At 68.8% G+C, this 22,933-nt stretch carries 19 protein-coding genes and 1 pseudogene; 7 read left to right on the plus strand and 13 right to left on the minus strand.

Annotated elements, in window-relative coordinates; all coding sequences use genetic code 11:
* Positions 1–31: 31 nt before the first annotated feature.
* The 5 genes from ACYCO6_RS10060 to ACYCO6_RS10080 all read right to left on the minus strand — a co-directional run bounded on the left by ACYCO6_RS10060 (position 32) and on the right by ACYCO6_RS10080 (position 4,855).
* Positions 32–922: a F0F1 ATP synthase subunit gamma gene (locus ACYCO6_RS10060; protein WP_459771636.1), complete on the minus strand. Its 891-nt coding sequence runs from the start codon at positions 920–922 to the stop codon at positions 32–34.
* Positions 923–1,061: 139 nt separating this feature from the next.
* Positions 1,062–2,591 carry a F0F1 ATP synthase subunit alpha gene (atpA, locus tag ACYCO6_RS10065; RefSeq protein WP_459771637.1) on the minus strand — a complete coding sequence of 510 codons (1,530 nt, stop codon included), beginning with the start codon at positions 2,589–2,591 and terminating at the stop codon, positions 1,062–1,064.
* Between the two features lie 54 nt (positions 2,592–2,645).
* Positions 2,646–3,218: a F0F1 ATP synthase subunit delta gene (locus tag ACYCO6_RS10070; protein ID WP_459773499.1), complete on the minus strand. Its 573-nt coding sequence runs from the start codon at positions 3,216–3,218 to the stop codon at positions 2,646–2,648.
* A 216-nt stretch (positions 3,219–3,434) separates the two neighbouring features.
* Complete coding sequence (locus tag ACYCO6_RS10075) at positions 3,435–4,121, minus strand: DsbA family protein (RefSeq protein ID WP_459771638.1); 687 nt, start codon at positions 4,119–4,121, stop codon at positions 3,435–3,437.
* 107 nt (positions 4,122–4,228) lie between these two features.
* Positions 4,229–4,855, minus strand: a complete 627-nt coding sequence (locus ACYCO6_RS10080) for a DsbA family protein (RefSeq protein ID WP_459771639.1) — start codon at positions 4,853–4,855, stop codon at positions 4,229–4,231.
* A 201-nt stretch (positions 4,856–5,056) separates the two neighbouring features.
* On the opposite strand from ACYCO6_RS10080, the gene ACYCO6_RS10085 reads away from it, so the two are divergent.
* Positions 5,057–6,295 (plus strand): argininosuccinate synthase, encoded by a 1,239-nt coding sequence (locus tag ACYCO6_RS10085; protein ID WP_459771640.1) that lies wholly within the window; start codon positions 5,057–5,059, stop codon positions 6,293–6,295.
* A gap of 19 nt (positions 6,296–6,314) precedes the next feature.
* On the opposite strand, the gene ACYCO6_RS10090 is transcribed toward ACYCO6_RS10085, so the two are convergent.
* Entirely contained in the window at positions 6,315–6,965 is a 651-nt protein-coding gene (locus ACYCO6_RS10090) for a hypothetical protein (protein ID WP_459771641.1), read from the minus strand.
* Positions 6,966–7,026: 61 nt separating this feature from the next.
* Positions 7,027–7,815 (minus strand): monofunctional biosynthetic peptidoglycan transglycosylase, encoded by a 789-nt coding sequence (gene mtgA / locus ACYCO6_RS10095; protein WP_459773501.1) that lies wholly within the window; start codon positions 7,813–7,815, stop codon positions 7,027–7,029.
* A gap of 18 nt (positions 7,816–7,833) precedes the next feature.
* Between mtgA and ACYCO6_RS10100 the strand changes: the two genes are divergently transcribed.
* Positions 7,834–8,805: a polyprenyl synthetase family protein gene (locus ACYCO6_RS10100; RefSeq protein WP_459771642.1), complete on the plus strand. Its 972-nt coding sequence runs from the start codon at positions 7,834–7,836 to the stop codon at positions 8,803–8,805.
* A gap of 145 nt (positions 8,806–8,950) precedes the next feature.
* On the plus strand, positions 8,951–9,250 hold the full coding sequence (locus ACYCO6_RS10105) for a hypothetical protein (RefSeq protein ID WP_459771643.1): 300 nt from the start codon (positions 8,951–8,953) through the stop codon (positions 9,248–9,250).
* Positions 9,251–9,303: 53 nt separating this feature from the next.
* Here the strand turns inward: ACYCO6_RS10105 and mmsB are convergent, their stop codons facing one another.
* The 4 genes and pseudogenes from mmsB to ACYCO6_RS10125 form a co-directional block, all read right to left on the minus strand.
* Positions 9,304–10,506 (minus strand): multiple monosaccharide ABC transporter permease, encoded by a 1,203-nt coding sequence (gene mmsB / locus ACYCO6_RS10110; protein WP_459771644.1) that lies wholly within the window; start codon positions 10,504–10,506, stop codon positions 9,304–9,306.
* A gap of 23 nt (positions 10,507–10,529) precedes the next feature.
* Positions 10,530–12,064 (minus strand): annotated as a pseudogene (gene mmsA, locus ACYCO6_RS10115) (multiple monosaccharide ABC transporter ATP-binding protein).
* A 99-nt stretch (positions 12,065–12,163) separates the two neighbouring features.
* A complete protein-coding gene (chvE, locus tag ACYCO6_RS10120) occupies positions 12,164–13,237 on the minus strand; it encodes a multiple monosaccharide ABC transporter substrate-binding protein (protein ID WP_459771645.1) in 1,074 nt (357 codons plus the stop codon).
* Between the two features lie 902 nt (positions 13,238–14,139).
* A complete protein-coding gene (locus ACYCO6_RS10125) occupies positions 14,140–14,892 on the minus strand; it encodes an SDR family oxidoreductase (protein WP_459771646.1) in 753 nt (250 codons plus the stop codon).
* A 198-nt stretch (positions 14,893–15,090) separates the two neighbouring features.
* Between ACYCO6_RS10125 and ACYCO6_RS10130 the strand changes: the two genes are divergently transcribed.
* From ACYCO6_RS10130 to mutS, 4 genes are all read left to right on the plus strand, one after another.
* A complete protein-coding gene (locus ACYCO6_RS10130) occupies positions 15,091–16,824 on the plus strand; it encodes a patatin-like phospholipase family protein (RefSeq protein WP_459771647.1) in 1,734 nt (577 codons plus the stop codon).
* Positions 16,825–16,925: 101 nt separating this feature from the next.
* Positions 16,926–17,093: a hypothetical protein gene (locus ACYCO6_RS10135; protein ID WP_459771648.1), complete on the plus strand. Its 168-nt coding sequence runs from the start codon at positions 16,926–16,928 to the stop codon at positions 17,091–17,093.
* Positions 17,094–17,152: 59 nt separating this feature from the next.
* The gene (locus ACYCO6_RS10140; protein ID WP_459771649.1) at positions 17,153–18,010 is read left to right on the plus strand and encodes an alpha/beta fold hydrolase; all 858 of its coding nucleotides are present in this window, start codon (positions 17,153–17,155) and stop codon (positions 18,008–18,010) included.
* 338 nt (positions 18,011–18,348) lie between these two features.
* Positions 18,349–21,063: a DNA mismatch repair protein MutS gene (gene mutS, locus ACYCO6_RS10145; protein ID WP_459771650.1), complete on the plus strand. Its 2,715-nt coding sequence runs from the start codon at positions 18,349–18,351 to the stop codon at positions 21,061–21,063.
* A 117-nt stretch (positions 21,064–21,180) separates the two neighbouring features.
* Here the strand turns inward: mutS and ACYCO6_RS10150 are convergent, their stop codons facing one another.
* Both ACYCO6_RS10150 and ACYCO6_RS10155 read right to left on the minus strand, forming a co-directional pair.
* Entirely contained in the window at positions 21,181–21,618 is a 438-nt protein-coding gene (locus ACYCO6_RS10150) for a response regulator (protein ID WP_459771651.1), read from the minus strand.
* Positions 21,619–21,686: 68 nt separating this feature from the next.
* On the minus strand, positions 21,687–22,763 hold the full coding sequence (locus tag ACYCO6_RS10155; protein ID WP_459771652.1) for a histidine kinase dimerization/phosphoacceptor domain -containing protein: 1,077 nt from the start codon (positions 22,761–22,763) through the stop codon (positions 21,687–21,689).
* Positions 22,764–22,933: the final 170 nt, after the last annotated feature.

Genomic DNA, 22,933 nt, shown 5'->3' on the forward strand with positions numbered 1-22,933 from the left:
CCTTCAAGCTGTGCGTTCAGGTCGCGGCGCCTCAGAGGGCTTCCGCACCCGAGATGATCTCGATGAGTTCCTTGGTGATCATGGCCTGACGCGTGCGGTTGTAGACCAGCGTCTGCTTCTTGATCATCTCGCCCGCGTTGCGGGTGGCCGAATCCATGGCGCTCATGCGCGCGCCCTGTTCGGAGGCCGCATTCTCCAGGAGCGCCCGGTAGATCTGCACCGTGAGGTTCTTCGGCAGCAGCGTCTCGAGGATCGCTTCCTCGGAGGGCTCGAATTCCAGGGCGGCGTTGCCGGCAGCCGCCTTGGCGGTCGTGTCGGCCTCGGGCAGCTCGGCCGGGATCAGCCGCTGTGCGGTGGGGATCTGCGAGATGACCGAGCGGAACTCGGCATAGAACAGGGTCGCGACGTCGAATTCGCCGGCCTCGAAGCGGGTGAGGATCTTGTCGGCGATCTCGGCGGCGAATTCGTAATCCACCGGCCGGTTGCCGCGGATGTCCATGCTCTCGACGATCTGGTCGCGGTACTGGCGACGGAGCAGGTCGTAGCCCTTCTTGCCGACCGTCATGATCTTGACGGTCTTGCCCTCTGCGGTGAGGCGCTGGGCGTATTCACGCACCGCGAGGCGGGCGATCGAGGAGTTGAACGCCCCGGCGAGGCCGCGGTCGCCCGTGCAGACGATCAGCAGGTGCGTCTGATCAGAGCCGGTGCCGGAGAGCAGCTTCGGGGCGCCGACGCCGCCGACGAGGTTGCCGGCGAGGTTGCCCAGCACCGCGGCCATCTTCTCGGCATAGGGACGGCCGGCTTCGGCGGCCAGCTGCGCCCGGCGCAGCTTGGCGGCGGCGACCATCTGCATGGCCTTGGTGATCTTCTGCGTCGCCTTCACCGAGGTGATGCGGTTGCGCAGGTCCTTCAAGCTCGGCATCGGGCGAGGTCCAGGTCCGTTCTATGGGCCTCTCCTCCCCCCTGCGGGAAGGAGCCGGAAGTTCGAGCGGTGCCGGACGGGGTCCATGATCCCCGCAGCACCGCCCCTGAGCTCTCCCCGGACGGGGAGGAGCTTCACGTCAGCTGATGGTCTTGGCCACGCCCTCGACCACGCTCTTCAGCTTGCCGGCGTTCTCGTCCGACAGATCCTTGGAGGCGGCGATCGAGTCGAGCAGGTCCTTGTGCTTGGAGCGCAGGGTGCTCAGCAGCGAGTCCTCGAAGGCGCGGACCTTGCTGACCGGGAGCTTGTCCAAGTAGCCGTTCACGCCGGCGTAGATCACCGCCACCTGCTCCTCCATCTTCAGCGGCGAGAACTGCGGCTGCTTCAGAAGCTCGGTGAGCCGCGAGCCGCGATTCAGGAGCGCCTGGGTGGAGGCGTCGAGGTCAGAGCCGAACTGCGCGAAGGCCGCCATCTCGCGATACTGCGCGAGCTCGCCCTTGATCTTGCCGGCGACCTTTTTCATCGCCTTGGTCTGGGCCGAGGAGCCCACCCGCGACACCGAGAGGCCCACGTTCACCGCCGGGCGGATGCCCTGGTAGAACAGGTCGGTCTCGAGGAAGATCTGGCCGTCGGTGATCGAGATCACGTTGGTCGGGATGTAGGCCGACACGTCGTTGGCCTGGGTCTCGATGACCGGCAGGGCGGTCAGCGAGCCGGCACCGGCGGCATCGCCCATCTTGGCGGCGCGCTCCAGCAGGCGGCTGTGGAGGTAGAACACGTCGCCCGGATAGGCCTCGCGGCCCGGCGGGCGGCGCAGCAGCAGCGACATCTGACGGTAGGCGACGGCCTGCTTGGACAGATCGTCATACACGATCACGGCGTGCATGCCGTTGTCGCGGAAGTACTCGCCCATGGCGCAGCCGGCGAACGGCGCGATGAACTGCATCGGCGCGGCATCGGAGGCGGTGGCGGCGATGACGATGGAGTACTCCAGGGCGCCCTGGTCCTCCAGCACCTTCACGAACTGCGCGACGGTGGAGCGCTTCTGACCCACAGCGACGTAGATGCAGTAGAGCTTCGCCTTCTCGTCCGTACCGGCATGGGCCGGCTTCTGGTTCAGGATCGTGTCGAGGGCGATCGCGGTCTTGCCGGTCTGGCGGTCGCCGATGATCAGCTCGCGCTGGCCGCGGCCCACCGGGATCAGGGCGTCGATCGCCTTGAGGCCCGTGGCCATCGGCTCGTGCACCGACTTGCGCGGGATGATGCCCGGGGCCTTCACGTCGACGCGGCGGCGCTCGGTGGAGACGATCGGGCCCTTGCCGTCGATCGGGTTGCCGAGCGCGTCGACGACGCGGCCGAGCAGGCCCTTGCCCACCGGCACGTCCACGATGGCGCCGGTGCGCTTGACGGTCTGGCCTTCCTTGATCTCACGGTCGGAGCCGAAGACCACGATGCCGACGTTGTCCTGCTCGAGGTTCAGGGCCATGCCGCGCACGCCCGATTCGAACTCGACCATCTCACCGGCCTGGACGTTGTCGAGGCCGTAGGCGCGGGCGATGCCGTCACCGACGGACAGGACCTGTCCGACCTCGGAGACCTCGGCCTCCTCGCCGAAGTTCTTGATCTGCTCTTTCAGGATCGCGGAGATCTCGGCGGCGCGGATGTCCATACTCGGGCCTCTGTCGCTGATGCGTCTATGCGTGTTCGGGTCGGATGGGGGCGCTTAGCGCGCGGCCCGCATCGCGAGGCGGATACCGTTGAGCTTGGTCTTGAGGGAGGCGTCGACCATGCGCGAGCCCATCTTCACGACGAGACCGCCGATCATGCTCGGGTCGACGACGAGGTCGAGATCGATGTCGGCCCTGGCGATATCGCGCAGCGACGCCTTGATTTCCTCGATCACCGAGTCGGAGGGCTTCTCGGCAACCCGGACCTGGGCGCGGACGATGCCCTTCGAGTCCTGGACCAGGGTCCGGAACGCGTCGATCATGTCGGGGAGGGCGAAGAGCCGGCGGTTCGAGGCCGCGAGCCGGATGAAGTTGCCGGCGAGACCGCCGATCCCCGCCTTGTCGAGCACGGCGCCGATGGCAGCCTCCTGCTCCTCGGCGCTGAAGACCGGGCTGCGGACGAGCCGGCGGAGATCCGCGCTCTCCTTCAGCAGCGTGTCGAATCGAGCGAGGGATTCGGCGACCGCGTCGACCTGGCGCTCATCGCGCGCGAGCTCGAACAGGGCGGAAGCGTACCGGCCCGCCACGCCTGCGACCAGGGGACCAGCCTCGGAACCGTTCTGCGCCACCCGTCGCTCTCTTCTCTGGTTGCCCGCCCGCTCCGCGCGCTCCGGCAGGAGCGCGGTGCGAGACCGTTCGGGACGTGGGATCACGCCGGCACCGGACAGGATCAAGAACTGTCCTCGCGGCGCGGCGACCGCCTAGCATGCCAGCATGGCCGCGCGCAACACGGACGCGCGCCTCGCTGCGCGTCACGACGGCGGAAGTGTGACGCGGGACGCGCTTCAGCAGGCGAGCCGGTCGCAGCGTCGGACGCTGGCGATCATCCTCGCCATGGCGCGGGCGCCCGGATGGCCGAGGATGCCGCTGTTGCCGAGAACATAGGACGGCGTAGCGTAGAGCCCAAGATCCGCGGCCATGCGCATCTGGCTCTTGAGCGCCGCGCGGACCTCCTCGCTGTCGGCAATCTCCTCCACCTCCGCCTGTGGGATCCCGAGAGCGGCCGCCGCGCTCAATGCGCCGGGCCCATCGATGCGGCCCGGCTTCCCGAGCAGCGTCTGATAGAAGCGCCACGCCGCTTCCGAACCGAGCTTACGCTGAACCGCCAGCATCACCTTGGCGGCCTGGGCCGATTGGGGCGACAGGATCGGGTTGTGGACAAGCCCGATCCGCAATTCCGGATCGGTGTCGTGCAGGGCGACCACGTCGGCGGCGGCCTTCCGGCAGTACGGGCAGTTAAAATCGAAGAACTCGTACAGGGTGGCTCCAGCCTCCCGCGGACCGACATAGGTGACGCCGCGCAGCGCCGGGATCTGCCCGGTGATCTCGCCCGGCAGGACCGAGTTCGCCACCGCCTTGCCGTCATCGCCGGTGACCGCGACGCGCTGGCCGTAGGACTGCGCGGAGGCGCGGCCGAGTCCGCCCCCCAAGGTGGCGGCTGCGGCGAGGAGGAGGCGTCGGGAAACAGGCATGAGACTCGTCCGGGCGATCGCTGTCCCGCTCCGGCCGCGCCGAAGCGGAGCCGGACCAGAACCAGGGGGTCGAGTCGGTTTGATGGCCGAGCGGCGTGAACGCGATCCTAGCGAAGTCCCTTCGGCCGATCGCCGGTGGCCCAGGCCAGCGCCTGTTCCAGGCGGTCATTGCCCCAGAACAGCTCGCCGTCATCGGTCAGGAAGGTCGGCGCCCCGTAGATGCCCCGGGAGCGGGCCTCCTCGACCGTCACCCGCAGCTTGGTCTTGTTGGCCTCCGCGGCGGCGGCGCGCACCATCTGCGTCCCGTCGAGCCCGAGCGAATCGAGGATCTCGGCCACCGCCGCCGGCTCCGCGATGGAGCGCCCCTCGGCGAAGCTCGCCGTGAACACCGCCTTCGAGAACGGCACGAGCCAGTCCTGATCCTGGCCGTACACGGCGACCCGCACGGCGCTGAGGCTGTTCTGCGGAAATTGGGCGGGACGGGTCAGTGGCGGCAGGCCGAGGCGCGCGGCCTCGCGCTCCACGTCCCGCCACATGTTCTTGCCCTTGGCCGGATAGAGATTGAACGGCGAGGTCGTCCAGCCTTGGGAGGCGAAGAGCGGGCCGAGCAGGAACGGCCGCCAGCGCACCGCCACGCCCGCTTCCGCGGCCGCCGCTTCGACGCGCATCGCCGCGAGGTACGAATACGTGGAGGCGAATTCGTACCAGAACTCCAGAATCGGCTGGCGCGCCATAGACTTCGCTTCTCCGATACACGCTTACGGCGCTGACGACAGGCAACGCCCGCACCATTGTTGCCATGACGGCAAGGCCGCCGTGAGGCAAAACGCGGTCCATCGTCCGCCGACAGGGCTACGCGCGAGGCGACACGCCGGTTGCAGGCCAATGCCGCCCGCGATAAGCGGCAGAGGCCCCGTCCCAGTTCCGGAAGCCGCATGTCCGTCCCCGCGAAGAGCCCCGTGAAGAAGGTCGTGCTGGCCTATTCCGGCGGCCTCGACACATCGATCATCCTGAAGTGGCTGCAGACCACCTACGGCTGCGAGGTCGTGACCTTCACGGCCGATCTCGGCCAGGGCGAGGAGCTGGAGCCGGCCCGCCGCAAGGCGGAGCTGCTCGGCATCAAGCCCGAGAACATCTTCATCGAGGACCTGCGCGAGGAATTCGTCCGCGACTACGTCTTCCCGATGTTCCGGGCTAACGCCGTCTACGAGGGCGTCTACCTGCTCGGCACCTCGATCGCCCGGCCGCTGATCGCCAAGAAGCAGATCGAGATCGCCGAGAAGGTCGGGGCCGACGCTGTGTGCCACGGCGCCACCGGCAAGGGGAATGACCAGGTCCGCTTCGAGCTCGGATACTACGCGCTCAAGCCCGACGTCACGGTGATCGCCCCGTGGCGCGAGTGGGACCTGCGCTCCCGCGAGCAGCTCATAGCCTTCGCCGAGCAGCACCAGATCCCGATCGCCAAGGATAAGCGCGGCGAGAGCCCGTTCTCGGTGGACGCCAACCTCCTGCACGCCTCCTCGGAGGGCAAGGTGCTGGAGGATCCGGCCGTCGAGGTGCCGGACTATGTCTATTCGCGCACGCTCTCCCCCGAGGAGGCGCCCGACCAGCCGACCATCATCACGATCAGCTTCGAGCGGGGCGACCCCGTCTCCATCAACGGAGAGAAGCTGTCGCCCGCGAGCCTGCTGGCGAAGCTCAACGAGCTCGGCCGCGCCAATGGCATTGGCCGCCTCGATCTTGTCGAGAATCGGTTCGTCGGCATGAAGAGCCGCGGCATGTACGAGACGCCCGGCGGCACGATCCTGCTGCCGGCCCACCGGGCCATCGAGTCGATCACCCTGGACCGCGGCGCCGCGCACCTGAAGGACCAGCTCATGCCGCAATACGCGGAGCTGATCTATAACGGCTTCTGGTTCTCGCCGGAGCGCGAGATGCTCCAGGCGCTGATCGACAAGAGCCAGGAGAAGGTGACCGGGACGGTGCGGCTGAAGCTCTACAAGGGTGGCGTCCACGTGATCGGCCGCGAGAGCCCGCACTCCCTCTACGACCAGGATCTCGTCACATTCGAGGAAGGCGCCGTGGCCTACGACCACCGCGACGCGGCGGGCTTCATCAAGCTCAACGCGCTGCGGCTGCGCACGCTGGCGCAGCGCAAGAAGCGCGAGGGCTGAGCGCCCCCGAGCCCGCCGCTCAGGCGGGCTCCCAGACCGACGAGGAGGCCGGGCGCCGGAACGTGCCGGGCCCGAGATCGGCGTAGCGCAGGAAGATCTGCAGGGCCGGCTGCATCTCGCGGTGGAGGCGGACGAGCCGGCCGGTCTCGTCAGCGTCGTCATTGGCGGCCGCCTCGGGAACGCCCGCGAGGTGGAGGGCCATGTCCGCGGTATACGCCCCGCTCCCGCCATAGGGCCGCTCCGGGTCAACGCACGGGACCTCGTAGGTCGCGTCCCAGCCGTGCCGGAGCTGCCGGATCAGCGCGAGATGCGCCCCGGTGACCGCAAAGGTGATGTGCTCGGGCGTCTCGCCGGTCTCCGCATCCCGAAAGACGTCGGTCACCGCGGCGCAGTCGAGCTTGGCCAGCGTGTTGTGGTATTGGTACCGGCCCGGCTTCAGCTGCGCGTTCTGCGCGAAAACCGCGAGCCCGTCCTCCAGAGCCCGGTGCTCCTCGTCGGCCCCCTCATCGTCACCGGTCACGTTTGCGATGTCGCCGTCCCTGTCGAGGCTGCCGTAGGGCGCCTCCGGATGGATGGTCGGTGCACCCGGATCCCGGCCGCCCCAGGCGACGACCATCCGGCGGATCAAAGCGATACGCTCCAGGGTCAGGTCGTAGACGGCGTCGCTCATCGGATCGTGGTCCTGGATCTCGGGTTCGGGCGCCCGTCTTACAGAGGCAGGTCGGCGGCTGCTACCGCCGCACGCAGCCCGTGAGCCCCTCGATCTGGCCCATAAGGGTTTGGATCCGCGCGGCGCGGCGGCGCACGCCGGGGGAGGGGCGGCCGGCGCTCCGGGTGATCGGGTTCGGCAGGACCGCGGCGAGGAGGGCCGCCTCGTTCCGTGTCAGCCGGATCGCATCCTTGCCGAACCAGTGGCGGCTCGCCGCCTGCGCGCCGTAGATGCCGTCGCCCCATTCGGCGACGTTCAGGTAGATCTCCATCATCCGCCGCTTGCCCCAGAGCGCATCCAGCGCCAGCGCCAGCGGGATCTCGACCGCCTTGCGGATGTAGGACCGCCCCGGCCACAGGAAGACGTTCTTGACCGTCTGCATCGCGATGGTCGAGGCGCCGCGGCTCGGCGAATCCTCGTCCTCGACCACGTCGCGAATCGCTCCGAAATCGACGCCGTGGTCCAGGCAGAAGCGCTGGTCCTCCGAGGCGATCACGGCCTGCGGCAGCACCGGCGCGATGGCCGAGAGCTGGACCGGATCCCGGCTCACGGGCTGAAGCGTCAACCACCGCCCCAGCATCAGGGTCGACGGCGGCATCACCGCGCTATAGACGAGCGCCAGCGACAGCACGAGAACGAAACCGATGGCGGGGAGCAGGAGCAGCGCCCCTATGATGTTGCGGACACGGCGGGAGCGCCGCGGGCGCGCGGACGGAAGATCGCGCTCCGCCGCATTTCGCCTGCGTCTCAACCCGTCCACCGTGAGTTCATTCCCGTGCAAATGACACGCGATTGGTTTTCGCAAGGCCAGGACCGGACGTAGCGCCCGATGACCCCGACCCCCTCAACGCAGGCACCGACCGGTTCGGTCAAGACTGGCATGCAAGCCGTCGAGTTTTCCCACAGGCTGGCGGAAGTCGCCGGGACGGTCGAGACCTTCTTGGTCGAGCGCCTCGGACCGGATGTCGGCCCCGGCGAAATCGCCCGACCGGCGCGCCTGATGGAGGCCATGCGCCACGCGGTGCTGGGCGGCGGAAAGCGCCTGCGCCCGTTTCTGGCCATCGAGACCGCCCGGATGCTCGGCGGCTCCGAAGCCGCCGCGCTGGCGGCCGGGGCCGGGGTCGAGCTGGTGCATTGCTACAGCCTCGTCCACGACGACCTGCCCGCCATGGATGACGACGACATGCGCCGCGGCAAGCCGACGGTGCACAAAGCCTACGACGAGGCGACCGCGATCCTGGTCGGCGACGCCCTTCAGACGCTGGCCTTCGAGATCGTCGCCGACCCGACTTGGCAGCCGGATTCACGGGTCCGGGCCGACCTCGTGCTCGGCCTCGCCCGGGCCTCGGGCCTCGGCGGCATGGTCGGCGGCCAGCTCCTCGACCTCACTGCGGAGGGCCGGTTCGGCACGGCCAACATGGACGTGGACGACACCCTGCGCATGCAGGCGATGAAGACCGGCGCGATCCTGGCCTTCTCGGTGGAGGCCGGCGCGATCGTGGGTGGCGCCGACGAGGCACAGCGGGCCGCCCTGCTGCGCTACGGGCTCGCCCTGGGTCAGGCGTTCCAGATCGCCGACGACATCCTCGACCGGGAGGCCTCCCCAGAGGCGATGGGCAAGGCGACCGGCAAGGACAAGGATGCCGGCAAGGCCACCCTCGTCGACCGTCTCGGGATCGACGGCGCCCGGGCCGAGTGCGACCGCCTCGTCGGCGTCTGCGAGGATGCGCTGGCATCCTGGGGGGAGGGCGCGCGGATCCTGCGGGACGCTGCCCGCTTCACCGTCGCGCGCAAGACCTGACGCAGCCGCCGCCGGGCTCAAAGTCGAGCCTTGAGCGAATCGATGCGACCGGACGGTAAGGGCAAAGCCCCGATGGAGGGGCGCGCCCGCCGCGACCCCACACCCCGCCTCTTGGCCGCCGGCTTCGGGCTCGGCGCTCTCCTCCATGATGACCCGTCCGGAGCCCTCGCCGGATGGCATCCTGATCGGTCTGGCGTGCCTGATCCTGTGTGACGGCTTCTCGGCGATGCCGGGCGCGCAGTCGGCCGCCCCACCGGCACCGGCCCAGGGTCAGGGTCCGCCGCCTGAGGCGCCGGATACGCCCCTGGTGACCGGTGCGCAGCCCCATCGGCTCCTGCTGATGGAGGTTTCAGAGGGGCGCCTCACGGCTACCGGAAGCGGCGACGCGCCGCGGCGGCCGGCAGCCGTCGCGGCAACCCTGAACATGTCGGATCCGAGCGGCTGACCGCCCGCGGCAAGGGAGCATCGGCCCCGAAACTTCGAACTTCACGCGCCCGATCAGAGCCGGCTGTTCTTGTTGTAGACGTCGAGGCAGACCGCGGCGAGCAGCACGATCCCCTTGATGACCTGCTGGTAGTCGACGCCGATTCCCAGGATCGACATGCCGTTGTTCATGATCCCGATGATGAACGCGCCGATCACCACACCCGAGACCTTGCCGATGCCGCCGGCCGCCGAGGCGCCGCCGATGAAGCAGGCCGCGATCACGTCGAGTTCGAAGCCCGCACCGGCCTTCGGCGTCGCCGTATTGAGCCGGGCGGCGAAGATCATCCCAGCGAGGCCGGCCAGCGCGCCCATGTTGGCGAAGGTCAGGAAGGTGAGCCGCTCGGTCTTGATCCCGGAGAGGCGGGCGGCCTTGATGTTGCCCCCGAGCGCGTAGATCCGCCGCCCGATCGTCGTCCGGTTGGTGACGAAGCGGTAGAGCATCACCAGCCCGAACATCACGAGCAGCACGTTCGGCAGGCCGCGATACGCGCTCATCTGATACGCGAAGGCGAGGATCACCACCGTGGTGATGCCGTTGCGGAAGATGAACGTCGCTAGCGTCTCTGCCTGGCCGCCGTGGCTGATGCGCGCCGCCCGACGGCGCCAGTTCATCCCCACGAGCGCCAGCGATAGGGCGAGCCCGATCAGCAGGGAGGTCCAGGGGCCAGCGAAATTCGCCAGGAAGCCCTTGGCGAGAAGCTGGAACACCTCCGGAAACGGCCCGATGGAGGCACCCTGGAGAAGCGCGAGCGTCAGTCCGCGGAACACCAGCATCCCGGCCAGCGTGACGATGAAGCTCGGGATGCCGAGATAGGCGACGAAATAGCCCTGAAGACCGCCGATGGCGGCGCCGACCGCGAGGCACAGGATGGTGGCCGTCAAAGGGTCGACCCCGAAGCGGACCATCAGCAGAGCCGCCAGCGCACCCACGAAGCCGACGACGGAGCCGATCGACAGGTCGATATGCCCCGCCACGATGACCAGCAGCATTCCCAGCGCCATCACGACGACGTAGCTGTTCTGCAGGATGAGGTTGGTGAGATTGAGCGGCTGGAACAGCACGCCGCCGGTCGCGTACTCGAAGAACAGGGTGATCAGCGCCAGCGCGAACACCAGACCGTAGTCGCGCATCTGTGCCATCTGGACCATGCCGCTGCGGGATCGGGTCTCGCCCGCGGCTTTGGCGCCCGGCACGGCGTCTGTGGCAGGGATCATGGACTTGCTCGCAGAGATATCGGTCATCCGTTCAGGTCCTTGGAGCGCATGATCGCGCGCATGATCGCTTCCTGACTGGCTTCCGCCCGCTGGAATTCGCCCACGAAGCGCCCCTCGTTCATGACGTAGATGCGGTCACAGAGGCCGAGCAGCTCCGGCATCTCGGACGAGATCATCAGGACGCCCTGCCCGTCGTCGGCCAGCTCGTTGATGATGCTGTAGATCTCGTATTTGGCGCCGACATCGATCCCGCGCGTCGGCTCGTCGAGGATCAGCACCCTGGGCTGGGTGAACAGCCACTTGCTCAGCACGACCTTCTGCTGGTTCCCGCCCGAAAGGTTCACGGTCTGCTGCGAAACGCCGAAGGAGCGGATCCGCATCTTGGTGCGGTAGCCGCTGGCGACCCGGCGCTCGGCGTCCTCATCGATCACCGTGGCGGTGGAGATGCCCGGCAGATTCGCGAGCGTCGTGTTCTTGGTGATGTCCTCGCCGAGGACGAGGCCGAGCTGCTTCCGGTCCTCGGTGACGTAGGCGATGCCCGCCGCGATCGCCCTGTCGATCGTGGAGACATCCACCGCCTCGCCGGCGATCCGAACGCTGCCGCTGATGCCCTGACCGTAGGACCTGCCGAACAAGCTCATGGCGAGTTCGGTCCGGCCCGAGCCCATCAGCCCGGCGATCCCGACGATCTCGCCTTTGCGCAGGGTCAGGTTGACGTTGCGCACGACGGCACGTTCGGCGTGGATGGGATGGTGGACGGTCCAGTCGCGCACCTCCATCAGCACGTCGCCGATGCGCGGCTCCCGGACCGGATAGCGGTTCGCCATCGTCCGCCCGACCATGCCGCGTATGATGCGGTCTCCTCGATGGCCCCGGTCCGGCAATCGAGCGTCTCGACGGTGGTGCCATCACGCAGGACAGTGATCCGGTCGGCGACCTTCGAGATCTCGTTGAGCTTGTGGGAGATCAGGATCGACGCGATACCCTGCTCCTTGAAGGCGAGCAGCAGGCTCAGCAGCGCCTCGCTGTCCTTCTCGCTCAGGCTCGCGGTCGGCTCATCGAGGATGAGCAGCCTGACTTCCTTGGAGAGCGCCTTGGCGATCTCTACGAGCTGCTGCTTGCCGACGCCGAGGTGGGTGACGAGCGTATCGGGATTCTCGTCGAGCCCGACGGTCGCCATCAGCTCGCGGGCCCGCTTGTAGACGCGTCCCCGATCGATGACTCCGAAGCGGGCGGGCTCGTTGCCGAGGAAGATGTTCTCGGCAATCGACAGGAACGGCACCAGAGCCAGCTCCTGATGGATGATGACGATCCCGAGGCGCTCGCTGTCGGAGATGTCCCGGAACTGGCTGAGGCGCCCCTCGTAGACGATCTTTCCCTCGTAGGAACCGTGAGGATAGACGCCGCTCAGCACCTTCATCAGGGTCGATTTTCCGGCACCGTTCTCGCCCACAAGGGCGTGAATCTCGGCCGGCGCGACGGTCAGGTTGACGTCATTGAGCGCCCTGACGCCGGGGAACGCCTTTGAGATGCCCCGCATTTCGAGGACGGCCTGCATGCGACCCTTCCAGCTCGGTCTTAGCTGCACATCACGTGTCCCGCGCGGGCGCCGGCCGCGCGGGATGGCTTTCGGGCAGACCCTCGGGAGCGCGGGCGCCTACTTGAGCTGGTCGAGCGTGTAGTAGCCCGATTCGACCAGGATCGGCTTCCAGTTGGCCTTGGTGACGATGACGGGCGTCAGGAGATATGAGGGGACGACCTTCGCGCCGTTGTTGTAGGTCTTGGCATCGTTGATCTCGGGCTTCCGGCCGGCCTCAATGGCGTCGATCATGGCCACCGTCACCTTGGCCAGCTCGCGGGTGTCCTTGAAGACGGTCGCCGTCTGCTCGCCCGCGATGATCGACTTGATCGACTGCAGCTCGGCATCCTGGCCGCTGACCACCGGCATCGTCATGCTGCCCGAGCCGTAGCCGACACCCTTCAGGGACGAGATGATGCCGATGGAGATGCCATCGTAGGGCGACAGCACCGCGTCGAGCCGCGCGCTGCCGTAATAGGCCGAGAGCAGGTTATCCATGCGCGCCTGGGCCGTGGCCGGGTCCCATCGGAGGGTGGAGACCTTGTCCATGCCCATCTGACCGGAGCGCACCACGAGCTTCTTCGCGTCCAGGTAGGGCTTCAGCACCGACAGGGCGCCATCGTAGAAAAAGTAGGCGTTATTGTCGTCGGGCGAGCCGCCGAACAGTTCGATGTTGAATGGGCCCTTGCCGTCCTTCAGGCCGAGGGCGTCGACGATCGAGCTGGCCTGCTGAACACCGACCCTGAAATTGTCGAACGTCGCGTAATAGTCGACGTTGGGTGTTCCCTTGATCAGACGATCGTAGGCGATGACCTGGACGCCGCGCTCCTTCGCCTTCGCGAGCACATCGCTGAGCGTCGTCCCATCGATGGAGGCGATCACCAAGACCTTCACGCCCTTGGTGAGCATGTTCTCGATCTGGGCGAGCTGGTTCGGGATGTCGTCGTCGGCGTATTGCAGGTCCGGCTTGTAGCCCTTGGCCTTGAGCAGCTTCACGATGTTGTTGCCGTCATCGATCCAGCGCTGGGACGACTTGGTCGGCATCGCGACCCCGATTGCGTCACCGCTGGCGGCCTGTGCCGCCGGGATGGCCAGACCGCCCAGGAACGCGGCGCCGAGGACGAACCTGAGGAACTTCTGCTTGGCGAACATGACTCCCCCGTTTTTGTTGTAGCTTCTCCGGATCGACGGAAAGATCCCGAAACATCCGTTCCTTTTCATGTCTTCTCGCGCCCGCGGTTAAAATCTTATGACAACAGTGCATTTTCTCACCGAGTGAGATTGACGCGCGACATATGTTGCAGATCCGGATGAATCTGTGAGCTCAATTCATACCCGCGGGCACTTCGATCGGTCCGAGCGCGCACCACGATACTTTGCGGCAGGGCCGCGGAAGGCGACGCGCAGGCGGCGCTTTTCTTCTCCCTGCAGGAGACCGGGTTGCACCCCGGCCGCTCTTCGTTGCCTGATTTGTATGAGTTATCAAACCGACCGTCAATCGCGCATGGCGGCGGCCGGCCGCGAAGTCATCGCCTGTGGACGAGCCCAGACGGAAGGGGTCCGCACTTACGCCGCGGTGATGTCGGTTGCGCGTGTTCGCGAGCGCCGAGACCTGACCGTGAGCCCAGATTTGCCTGTCGCACCGTCAGGGACGCTTTCGTGGCACGATGACCTTCGTAGGTCATTGGGCCGGGACGCAGCCCCGCAAGGAGGATGCGATGGTGCGGGATAACGGCTCGGCCTTCAAACCAGTGCCGCCCCTTCCGGGAACCGGGCTCCCCTCGCCCGCCCCTTGCCGACATAGGGCTACGCCCCCGGAGAGGCTACGGTATTCACAGATTGCCGATCGCCGCGCGCGCTCCTTCCCCTTGCAGGGATGTGGCGGTGGTTCAGGAGGCACCGGTACGCGCAAGCCCGCGCCATCCCTGACCGCTCCCCACGAGGGGAACGGGAATCGTGCCTGTGCTTCAAGCTGCCGGCGTCGGCGGAAGGTGCGTGAATCCGGCAGTCCGCAAGGGCAGAGAACGCACTCCGGGGTCGTTCCCCAAATCCACTCAGCCGCGTCCCACGAACGGCATCTTGGTGGCCATGATGGTCATGAACTGCACGTTGGCTTCGAGCGGCAGGCTCGCCATCGTGAGGACCGCCTGGCCGACATGGTCCGGGTCCATCACCGCTTCGGCCCGCAGGGAGCCATCCGCCTGGGGGACCCCCGCCTTCATCTTGCCGCCCATGGGCGTGTCGGCATTGCCGATGTCAATCTGCCCGCAGGCGATGTCGTAGGCACGGCCGTCCAGCGAGGTCACCTTGGTCAGGCCCGTCACGGCGTGCTTGGTCGCCGTGTAGGCGATGGAGTTCGGCCGGGGCGCATGGGCCGAGATCGAGCCGTTGTTGATGATCCGTCCGCCGCGGGGTTCTTGGTCGCGCATGATCCGGAAGGCATGCTGGGTGCACAGGAACAGCGCCGTCAGATTGGTGTCGACCACTTGGCGCCATGTCTCCAGGGGCAGATCCTCGAGGGGCACCGGTGGCGCGCCGATCCCGGCATTGTTGAACAGCAGGTCGAGGCGGCCGAACTGCGCCTGCGTGCGGGCAAACAGGTTGGCGATCGAGTCGGGGGCGGTCACGTCGGTGGGCACCACGAGCGCCCGGTCGCCGCCGATCTGCGCCGCAACCTCGTCGAGGAGCGCCTGCCGGCGTCCGGAGAGCACGACCCGCCACCCCGCGCCACCAAGCGCCAGGGCCGCAGCTCTGCCGACTCCCGTTCCCGCCCCGGTCACGATCGCGATCCGACCCGCCTCCGCCATGCGTTCCTCCCGGCATTGATGCTGTCCGCCTGTAGCCGATGGCCGTCGCGGCGCGAAGGGATCGGTGTTTCAGACGCGGCGCGCGGTCACGAACACGTCGGCGGCAGCCGGCGCCCTATGTTGGCGCGCGGTCCCTGGCGCGGGGACCGGGACGATGCGGCGGCTATGGGCGTTGAGCTTGGATGAGGTGTTAAAGGCGTGAGCGCACCCGAGATCCCGTTCCTGGCCGGGCTCGATGCGCCGGCCATCGAGGCCGTGCGGGCCCGCATGGTCCCGGTCGCGGTGCCGGGCGGCCGGACGCTGTTCGAGAAGGGGGAGACGGGGGATGCGCTCTACACGCTCGTCTCCGGCGCGGTCGGCGTCTCGAACCGCGACCACAACGGGAGCCCGACCCGAATCGCGCGGCTGCGGCCACCCGAGACCTTCGGGGAGATGGCTCTGCTGTCGGATGCCCCCAGGGCAGCGACCGTCATGGCGTTGCGCGACTCCCATCTGCTGAAGTTGACCCGCGACGCCTTCGAGGCCGTCACCGCCGAGCATCCCCGGACCCTCCTCTACTTTGCCCGTATGCTCGCCGAGCGCCTGCGCGCCGTCTACGACGGCTACTCGGTGCATCACGCACCGCGGATCTTCACGATTCTGGCGGTGACCGACGGGCCCGACCCGGAGATTCTCGCCCGGCAGCTCGCCGCTGCCTTCGACACGCTCCTGCCCGGCGAGACCGGCTGCCTCACGGACTGGCCGGACGGTGCCGACGAGGCGTGGTTCCAGGCTTTCGAGGGCCGCCATGCGCGCACGATCTTCGCGGCGCGGGAGATCGACTGCCCCTGGTGCCGACAGAGCCAGCGCCGGGGCGACCACGTGCTGCTCCTGGCCGAGCCCGGCGTCCCGCCGCGGCCGGGCGCTGCGGACTATGTGGAGCGCGTGCGCTCCGACTGGATCCGCATGGACCTGGTGATCCGGCAGGATCCGGGGGCGCGGTGTCCCGCAGCGCTCCACCCCGCGGTCGCGGCGCTGCCGGCGGCGATGCGCATCCAGGTCCGCGACGGCCGGGAGCCGGATCTCCAGCGGCTCGCCCGGCTCGCCAGCGGTGCGGGGCGAGGTCTCGTGCTCGGCGGGGGCGGAGCCCGAGGGCTTGCGCATCTCGGGGTGCTGAAGGCGCTCGACGAGGTCGCCTGCGCGCCGGATTTCGTCGGCGGCACCAGCATGGGCGCGATCATCGCCGCGAGTCTCGCCATGGGCTGGAGCACCGCCGAGATCCAGGCCCAGATCGAGACGTTCTTCGCCACCAGCAACCCGATCAACGACTACACGCTGCCGCTCCACGCCCTGACCCGGGGTGCCAAGGTCGATGCGGGCTTGGCGGCGCGCTACGGCGGCGTGCGCATCGAGGATCTGTGGCTGCCGTTCTTCTGCGTCTCCTCCAATCTCACCACCGGGAGCACGATGGTCCACCGGTCGGGCGACCTGCCCAAGGCCCTGCGCGCCAGCATCGCGATCCCCGGGCTCCTGCCGCCCGTGCTCTGCGACGAGGGCGTGCTGGTCGACGGCGGCATGATGAACAACCTCCCGGCCGATGTCGCCGCCGGGCTGGAGCGCGGCCCGGTACTAGCCGTCGATGTCGGCAGCGACCGGGCCTTTCAGGACATGCCCCGGCGCGGATGGAGCGGCCGGATCCTGCGCAAGCTGATCGGCTCGCCGCTGGCGATGCCCGGACTCGCGCCGCTGCTGCTGCGCGCCGCCACGGTCTCGAGCGACGCCCAGAGCCTGATGGCGGCGGCCCACGCCACGGCCTTGCTCAAGCCTCAGCTCTCCGGCATCGACCTGCGGGCCTGGTCACGCTCCCGGGAAACGGCCGAGCTCGGCTACCGCGAGACCCGCGCGAGCCTCGCGGCCGGCACGCTCGCGCGCTGGCTGAACCCGCTGCGCTGAGATGTCCGCGTGCGGCAGCGCACGCGGGCGTCCCGCCCTCCCGTAACCCTGTGCGCCGACCGCCGATCTCTCGCGAGAGACGGAACGCGGAGCCCGACGCCATGACTCAGTTCGACGCCATCCAGGCCGACACCGCTGTCGCCCCCACGCGAAGCCTGCTGCAGGGCGCGGCCTTCGTGCTGCTCTGCCTGTGGACCCGGACCGCGCCGGAGCAGCTCAGGGACCAGCTCTCCCCCGGGGCCGGTGCCTGCACCACGCTCGGGTTCTGAGGGGATCGCCCGCCCGAGCGCGGGCGTTCTCCGCCGGGCACGATGGAGCGCGGAAGCCGATGAACGTCGCGGATGTGAGCTTCCGCCGGGTCGCCTTGCCGGAGGTGAGCCTGAACGTGGCCGAGGCGGGTCCGGATTCGGGCTCGCCGACCATCCTGCTCCACGGTTTCCCGGAATTCTGGTACGGCTGGCGCCACCAGATCGGGCCACTCGCCGAGGCGGGATTGCGGCTCATCGCGCCGGACCAGCGGGGCTACGGCCTCAGCGACAAGCCATCCGGCGTCGCCGCCTATCATTTGGACCGGCTGGCCGGCGACGTGCTCGCGCTCGCCGATACGTACGGCTTCCCGACGGTGCGGCTCGTCGGCCACGACTGGGGCGGCCTGGTCGCGTGGTGGGTGGCAAGCCACCACCCCGAGCGGATCGACCGGCTCGCGATCCTCAACGCGCCACATCCGGGCATCGTTGGCGCCTATATGCGGCACCATCCCGGCCAGTGGCTGCGCAGCGCCTATGTCGGGTTGTTCCAGCTTCCTGGCCTGCCTGAGCGGCTGCTCACCGCCGATCGCTGCCGCGCCCTGCGGCGGGCGCTGACCACCACGAGCCGGTCGGGGGCCTTCGTGGCTGCCGACCTCGACCGCTATGTCGAGGCCTGGCTCCAGCCCGGCGCGATGACCGCCATGCTGAACTGGTACCGGGCGCTGGTGCGCCTGCCGCGGTCGGCGCCGCCCCGGGTCCGGGTGCCGACCCTGATTCTCTGGGGGCGGCAGGATACCGCGCTCCAATCGGGTCTCGCGGAGGCGAGCCTCGCCTTCTGCGACGATGGCCGGATCCAGTGGTACGAGCGCGCCAGCCACTGGCTCGCCCACGAGGAGCCGGCGGCGGTCAACGCCGAGCTGATGCGCTTTCTTGCCTGACACGGCCTCGTACGGGGGCCGTGGCGAGATCCGCGCAAGCCGCGCCCACGGCACCCCGGCCCGGCCTGACCGGAAACGACATAGTTCGAGACCTTCGCGATGCGTCGCGATCGCCGGATGCGTCGCCTCGCGACGGTGCGCCACGGTAATCCGAACATCCGCAACCCGTCGCGACCCCGCGACCGGCAGCAGCTCGGCAGGACCACGGGCGGTCCCCGCTCCTGAGTACTGGAGCCCGCAGTCCAGGGCCGAAGGCCCTCCACCGTCGCGGCGGCTTCTCCCCAGGCGCGTCGGTTCGCGCGTCCTGATTCGCGGGCGGCGCTCTGCTAAGAGGCGGCATGGCCCGTACCGCCGTCCGCCCCACCGACATGATGCCCGCCGCCGGTCTCGATCCGGCCGGCGCCACGCCCATGATGGCGCAGTACATCGAGATCAAGGCCGCCAATCCGGACTGTCTGCTGTTCTACCGGATGGGCGACTTCTACGAGCTGTTCTTCGACGACGCGGAGATCGCCTCCCGGGCGCTGGGCATCGTGCTGACCAAGCGCGGCAAGCACGCCGGCACCGAGATCCCGATGTGCGGCGTGCCCGTCGAGCGCTCCGACGACTACCTCAACCGTCTGATCGCCCTCGGGCACCGGGTGGCCGTCTGCGAGCAGACCGAGGATCCGGCCGAGGCCAAGAAGCGCGGCCCGAAATCGGTGGTCCGCCGGGAGGTCGTGCGCCTCGTCACCCCTGGGACCATCACGGAGGATCGGCTTCTCGATCCCGCCCGGGCCAACCTCCTCCTGGCGATCGGCCGCCGCAAGATCGGGGAGGGGGCCGTCGCCTACGGTCTGGCGGCCGTCGACATCTCCACCGGCCGCTTCTCCTTGAGCGAGGTCGCGGGCGGCGACCTCGCCGGCGCCATCGCCCGCCACGACCCGCGGGAGATCGTCCTCTCCGAGGCGATCCACGCCGATCCGGCGCTTGCCAGGATCTGGCAGGAGAGCCGGGCCGCCATCGTTCCTCTGGCGCAGGCCGAGCTTGAGCCGGCCGCGGCGGAGCGGCGCCTGCGCGAGCAGTACGGCGTTTCGACCCTCGAAGGCTTCGGCCAGTTCACCCGGGCCGAGATCGCGGCAGCCGGGGCGGCGCTGCTCTACATCGCCCGCACGCAGCTCGCGGCCCGACCGACGTTGGCGATCCCGACCCGCGAGGACGGGGGTGCGACCCTCGCCATCGACGCCGCGACCCGTGCCAATCTCGAGCTTACCCGGACCCTGTCGGGCGAGCGGGCGGGGAGCCTGCTGGCGACCATCGATCGGACCGTGACGGCCAACGGCGCGCGGCTGCTGGCCGAGCACCTCGCCGGCCCGCTCACCAACCTGAACGCGATCGCCCGGCGGCACGAAACCGTGGCCCATCTCGTGGAGGACGGCCTCTTGCGCGGGGGCCTGCGCGACGCCCTGGCCCGCGCGCCGGATCTCGCCCGCGCCCTGGCACGCACCGGCCTCGGCCGGGCGGGACCGCGCGATCTCGCCGCCATCCGGGACGGTCTGGCGGTGGCGGCGGAACTCGGCGCGCGGCTGTCGGCGATCCCGCACCTGCCGGAGGATCTCGCCCGCTTGGCCGAGCATCTCACCGAGGCCGATCCGGACCTGATCGCGACGCTGGCCGCAGCCCTTGCCGACGATCTGCCCCTGAACCGGCGCGACGGCGGCTTCGTGCGGACGGGTTACCACCTCGAGATCGACGAGGCGCGGACCCTCGGCCAGGATTCCCGCAAGGTGATCGCCGCCCTGCAGACCCGCTATGCCGAGCAGACCGGCTGCCGGACCCTGCGCATCAAGCACAACAACCTGCTGGGCTACTTCATCGAGGTCCCGCAATCCGTCGGCGAGGCCTGCCTGAAGGGCCTGCAGAGCGAGTTCGTCCATCGGCAGACCATGGTGGACGCCATGCGCTTCACCAGCGTCGAACTGGGCGAGCTCGAATCCAAGATCTCCGGCGCCTCCGACCGGGCGCTCGCCCTGGAGGGCGCGGTCTTCGAGGATCTCGCCGCCCGCGTGCTGGCCCAGGCCGAGCCGATCGCCGTCGTGGCCGAGGCGCTCGCCGGACTCGACGTCGCCGCGAGCCACGCCGAACTCGCCGTGGAACTCGACTGGCGGCGGCCCGTCGTCGACGAGTCCCTCAGTTTCGTGGTGGTCGGCGGGCGTCACCCGGTGGTGGAGGCGGCTCTGCGCCGGGCGGGCGAGCCGTTCATCGCCAACGATTGCGATCTCTCGGGCGATACCCGCGGCCGGATCCGGCTGATCACCGGCCCCAACATGGGCGGCAAGTCGACCTTCCTGCGCCAGAACGCGCTGATCGCGGTGCTCGCCCAGATGGGCGCCTTCGTGCCGGCCGCGGAGGCGCGGATCGGGCGTGTCGACCGCCTGTTCTCCCGCGTCGGCGCCGCCGACGACCTCGCCCGGGGTCAATCGACCTTCATGGTCGAGATGGTCGAGACCGCCGCAATCCTCAATCAGGCGACCCGGCGCTCCCTGGTGATCCTCGACGAGATCGGCCGCGGCACCGCGACCTTCGACGGCCTGTCGATCGCCTGGGCTTGCCTGGAGCACCTGCACGAGGTGAACGCCTGCCGGGCGCTCTTCGCGACCCATTTCCACGAGCTGACCGCGCTGGGTGACCGGCTGGCGCGGCTGGAAAACGCGACCCTGAAGGTGGCCGAGCATCGCGACGGCGTCGTGTTCCTGCACGAGGTCGTGCCGGGGGTCGCCGAGCGCAGCTACGGCCTGCAGGTGGCACGCCTCGCCGGGCTGCCCGGCAGCGTCGTCACGCGGGCAGGGGCCATCCTCAAGAGCCTGGAAAAGGCAGAGCGCGGCCGCCCGGCCCGCGCGCGGATCGACGATCTTCCTCTCTTTGCCGCCCTGGCGCCACCGCCGCCGCCGGAACCCCCGCCCGAGGATCCGCTCGGTGCACTCCTCGACGCCATCGACCCGGACGCGCTCACGCCCCGGGAGGCGCTGGATGCCCTCTATCGCCTGAAGCGCGAGCGAACAGCGCGGAGCTGAATAAGGCGGGCGATCGCACCCTTCGGGTCGCGGCGCCTGCATGCCGGTCCGATCGTCCGCGGCGCACCTCACCCGCGCGACAGCAACCACGGCCCTTCTCTCCGCGCCGCCGAAACCTCAGACCGGGGCGGGGCTGAACCCGTCCGGACAGGCGGACGCGTCGCGCCCGGCCCGGCGATCGGCCACATAGTCGAGGGTGCTGGCCACGACCCGCTCGGAATACGGCTTGGCGATCGCCCCGATTGCGCCCGCGAAGTCCGCCGGGATGCGCTTGGCGTTGGCGGTCATGAACACGACGGTGATCCGCCGGTCGGCCGAGAGGGCCCGGGCGACCTCGATACCGGTCGGGCCGTCGATGAGGTGAATATCGACAAGGGCGACGTCGGGAGCAGTGGATCGGCCCATCGCGATGGCCTCGGCCGAAGTTCCCGCGACGCCAACCGTGACGTGCCCGAGATCATCCAGCAAGCATTCGAGTTCCAGTGCGATCAACGCTTCGTCCTCGACCACGAGGATGCGGAGCGCGGCGTCTGCGGCGGCGTTCCCGGTCCCCATGGAGTCTCCGTTCTTCGGCTTCGTCGCCGGTGAGCTTGCCAGGAACTTGAAGCGTTGGCGCCGGATTCTCAAGCCGGCGGCCGGAGCGGGACGTCGATCTCGACGGTCGTGCCTTGGCCGGCATCCGTCCACGCGATGGTGCCCCGCAATTGCCGCACCACCATCTCCGCCAGATTGCGCCCGAAACCCGCCGGATTCGGCTGAGCCGCCCCCAGGCCGATCCCGTCATCCCGGATCGTCAGGTGCATCCCGCTCGCGGTGCGGCGGGCCACGATCGACACACGTCCCTCCCGCTCGTCGGGGAAGGCGTGGCGCAGGGCGTTGGCGGTCAGTTCATGGATCAGAAGGGCGAGCGGCGCCGCCATCGCGGCCGCCACCGCAATCGGCTCGACATCGGCCTCCACCCGGCGCCGGTCCGGATCGAGCCCGGCATTCATGTCCGCCAGGAACTCGGCCGTGAAGTCGCCGAGGTTGAAATGCGTACAGTTGCCCTCCGAATAGAGCATGCGGTGCGCGGTCGACAGCGCGCTGATGCGCTCCGCCATGCTGTGGAGCGCATCGCGGGCCTCGCCCTCCGGGGTACGGCGCGCCTTCAGCAGCATCAGCGAGGAGATCACCTGGAGGTTGTTCTTCACCCGGTGATCGACCTCGTGGAGCAGCGCGGTCTTCTGCTCCAGCGCCGCGCTCAGATCCCGGGTCCGCGCGTCGACCAACCGCTCCAGCTGGTCGTTGGTGCCGCGCATGGAGACTTGGAGCTGGTGGATATGGGTCATGTCCGCCTGGGCCGCGTAGAAGAATGCGACACCCTGCTCGTCGGACACCGGGGTGATCGTCATCGCGTTCCAGAAGGCCGTGCCGTCCTTCCGGTAATTGAGAAGCTCCACCGAGATCGGCTCGGCGGCCTGGACGGCATTGCGGATCCGCTCGACGGCCGCCCGGTCCGTGGCAGGCCCCTGCAGCATGCGGCAGTTGCGCCCGACGATCTCGTCGGCGGCGTAGCCGGTCGCCTGCAGAAACGCCTCGTTGGCCCAGGCAATCGGGTTGTCGGGCGCGCGGGCGTCTGTGATCACCATCGGCGAAGGGCTGCGCGCGAAGGCGTCGACCAGCGTCGCAAGAGGCGGACCGGGCTCGGATCGGGCACTCAACGCATCATTCCGTCGTGAAGTTGTGCAACCCTTACGTGTATTGGCCTCTACCATACGCCGCATGCTGCGGAACATGGATCTCGCGTTAAGCAAGCTTCAATCAAGATTGGGACGCACAGCATCACGATCCAGCGAAAACTCCTGCGGCGTAAGGCTGCCACGATTTCGCG

Source organism: Methylobacterium sp. CM6257 (assembly GCF_054611515.1).

Coding starts and splice junctions, on each gene's coding strand:
- ACYCO6_RS10060 (WP_459771636.1), bottom strand. CDS start 922: ATGCCGAGCTTGAAGGACCTGCGCAACCGCATCACCTCGGTGAAGGCG.
- atpA (WP_459771637.1), bottom strand. CDS start 2,591: ATGGACATCCGCGCCGCCGAGATCTCCGCGATCCTGAAAGAGCAGATC.
- ACYCO6_RS10075 (WP_459771638.1), bottom strand. CDS start 4,121: ATGCCTGTTTCCCGACGCCTCCTCCTCGCCGCAGCCGCCACCTTGGGG.
- ACYCO6_RS10080 (WP_459771639.1), bottom strand. CDS start 4,855: ATGGCGCGCCAGCCGATTCTGGAGTTCTGGTACGAATTCGCCTCCACG.
- ACYCO6_RS10085 (WP_459771640.1), top strand. CDS start 5,057: ATGTCCGTCCCCGCGAAGAGCCCCGTGAAGAAGGTCGTGCTGGCCTAT.
- ACYCO6_RS10090 (WP_459771641.1), bottom strand. CDS start 6,965: ATGAGCGACGCCGTCTACGACCTGACCCTGGAGCGTATCGCTTTGATC.
- ACYCO6_RS10100 (WP_459771642.1), top strand. CDS start 7,834: ATGACCCCGACCCCCTCAACGCAGGCACCGACCGGTTCGGTCAAGACT.
- ACYCO6_RS10105 (WP_459771643.1), top strand. CDS start 8,951: ATGATGACCCGTCCGGAGCCCTCGCCGGATGGCATCCTGATCGGTCTG.
- mmsB (WP_459771644.1), bottom strand. CDS start 10,506: ATGATCCCTGCCACAGACGCCGTGCCGGGCGCCAAAGCCGCGGGCGAG.
- chvE (WP_459771645.1), bottom strand. CDS start 13,237: ATGTTCGCCAAGCAGAAGTTCCTCAGGTTCGTCCTCGGCGCCGCGTTC.
- ACYCO6_RS10125 (WP_459771646.1), bottom strand. CDS start 14,892: ATGGCGGAGGCGGGTCGGATCGCGATCGTGACCGGGGCGGGAACGGGA.
- ACYCO6_RS10135 (WP_459771648.1), top strand. CDS start 16,926: ATGACTCAGTTCGACGCCATCCAGGCCGACACCGCTGTCGCCCCCACG.
- ACYCO6_RS10140 (WP_459771649.1), top strand. CDS start 17,153: ATGAACGTCGCGGATGTGAGCTTCCGCCGGGTCGCCTTGCCGGAGGTG.
- mutS (WP_459771650.1), top strand. CDS start 18,349: ATGGCCCGTACCGCCGTCCGCCCCACCGACATGATGCCCGCCGCCGGT.
- ACYCO6_RS10150 (WP_459771651.1), bottom strand. CDS start 21,618: ATGGGGACCGGGAACGCCGCCGCAGACGCCGCGCTCCGCATCCTCGTG.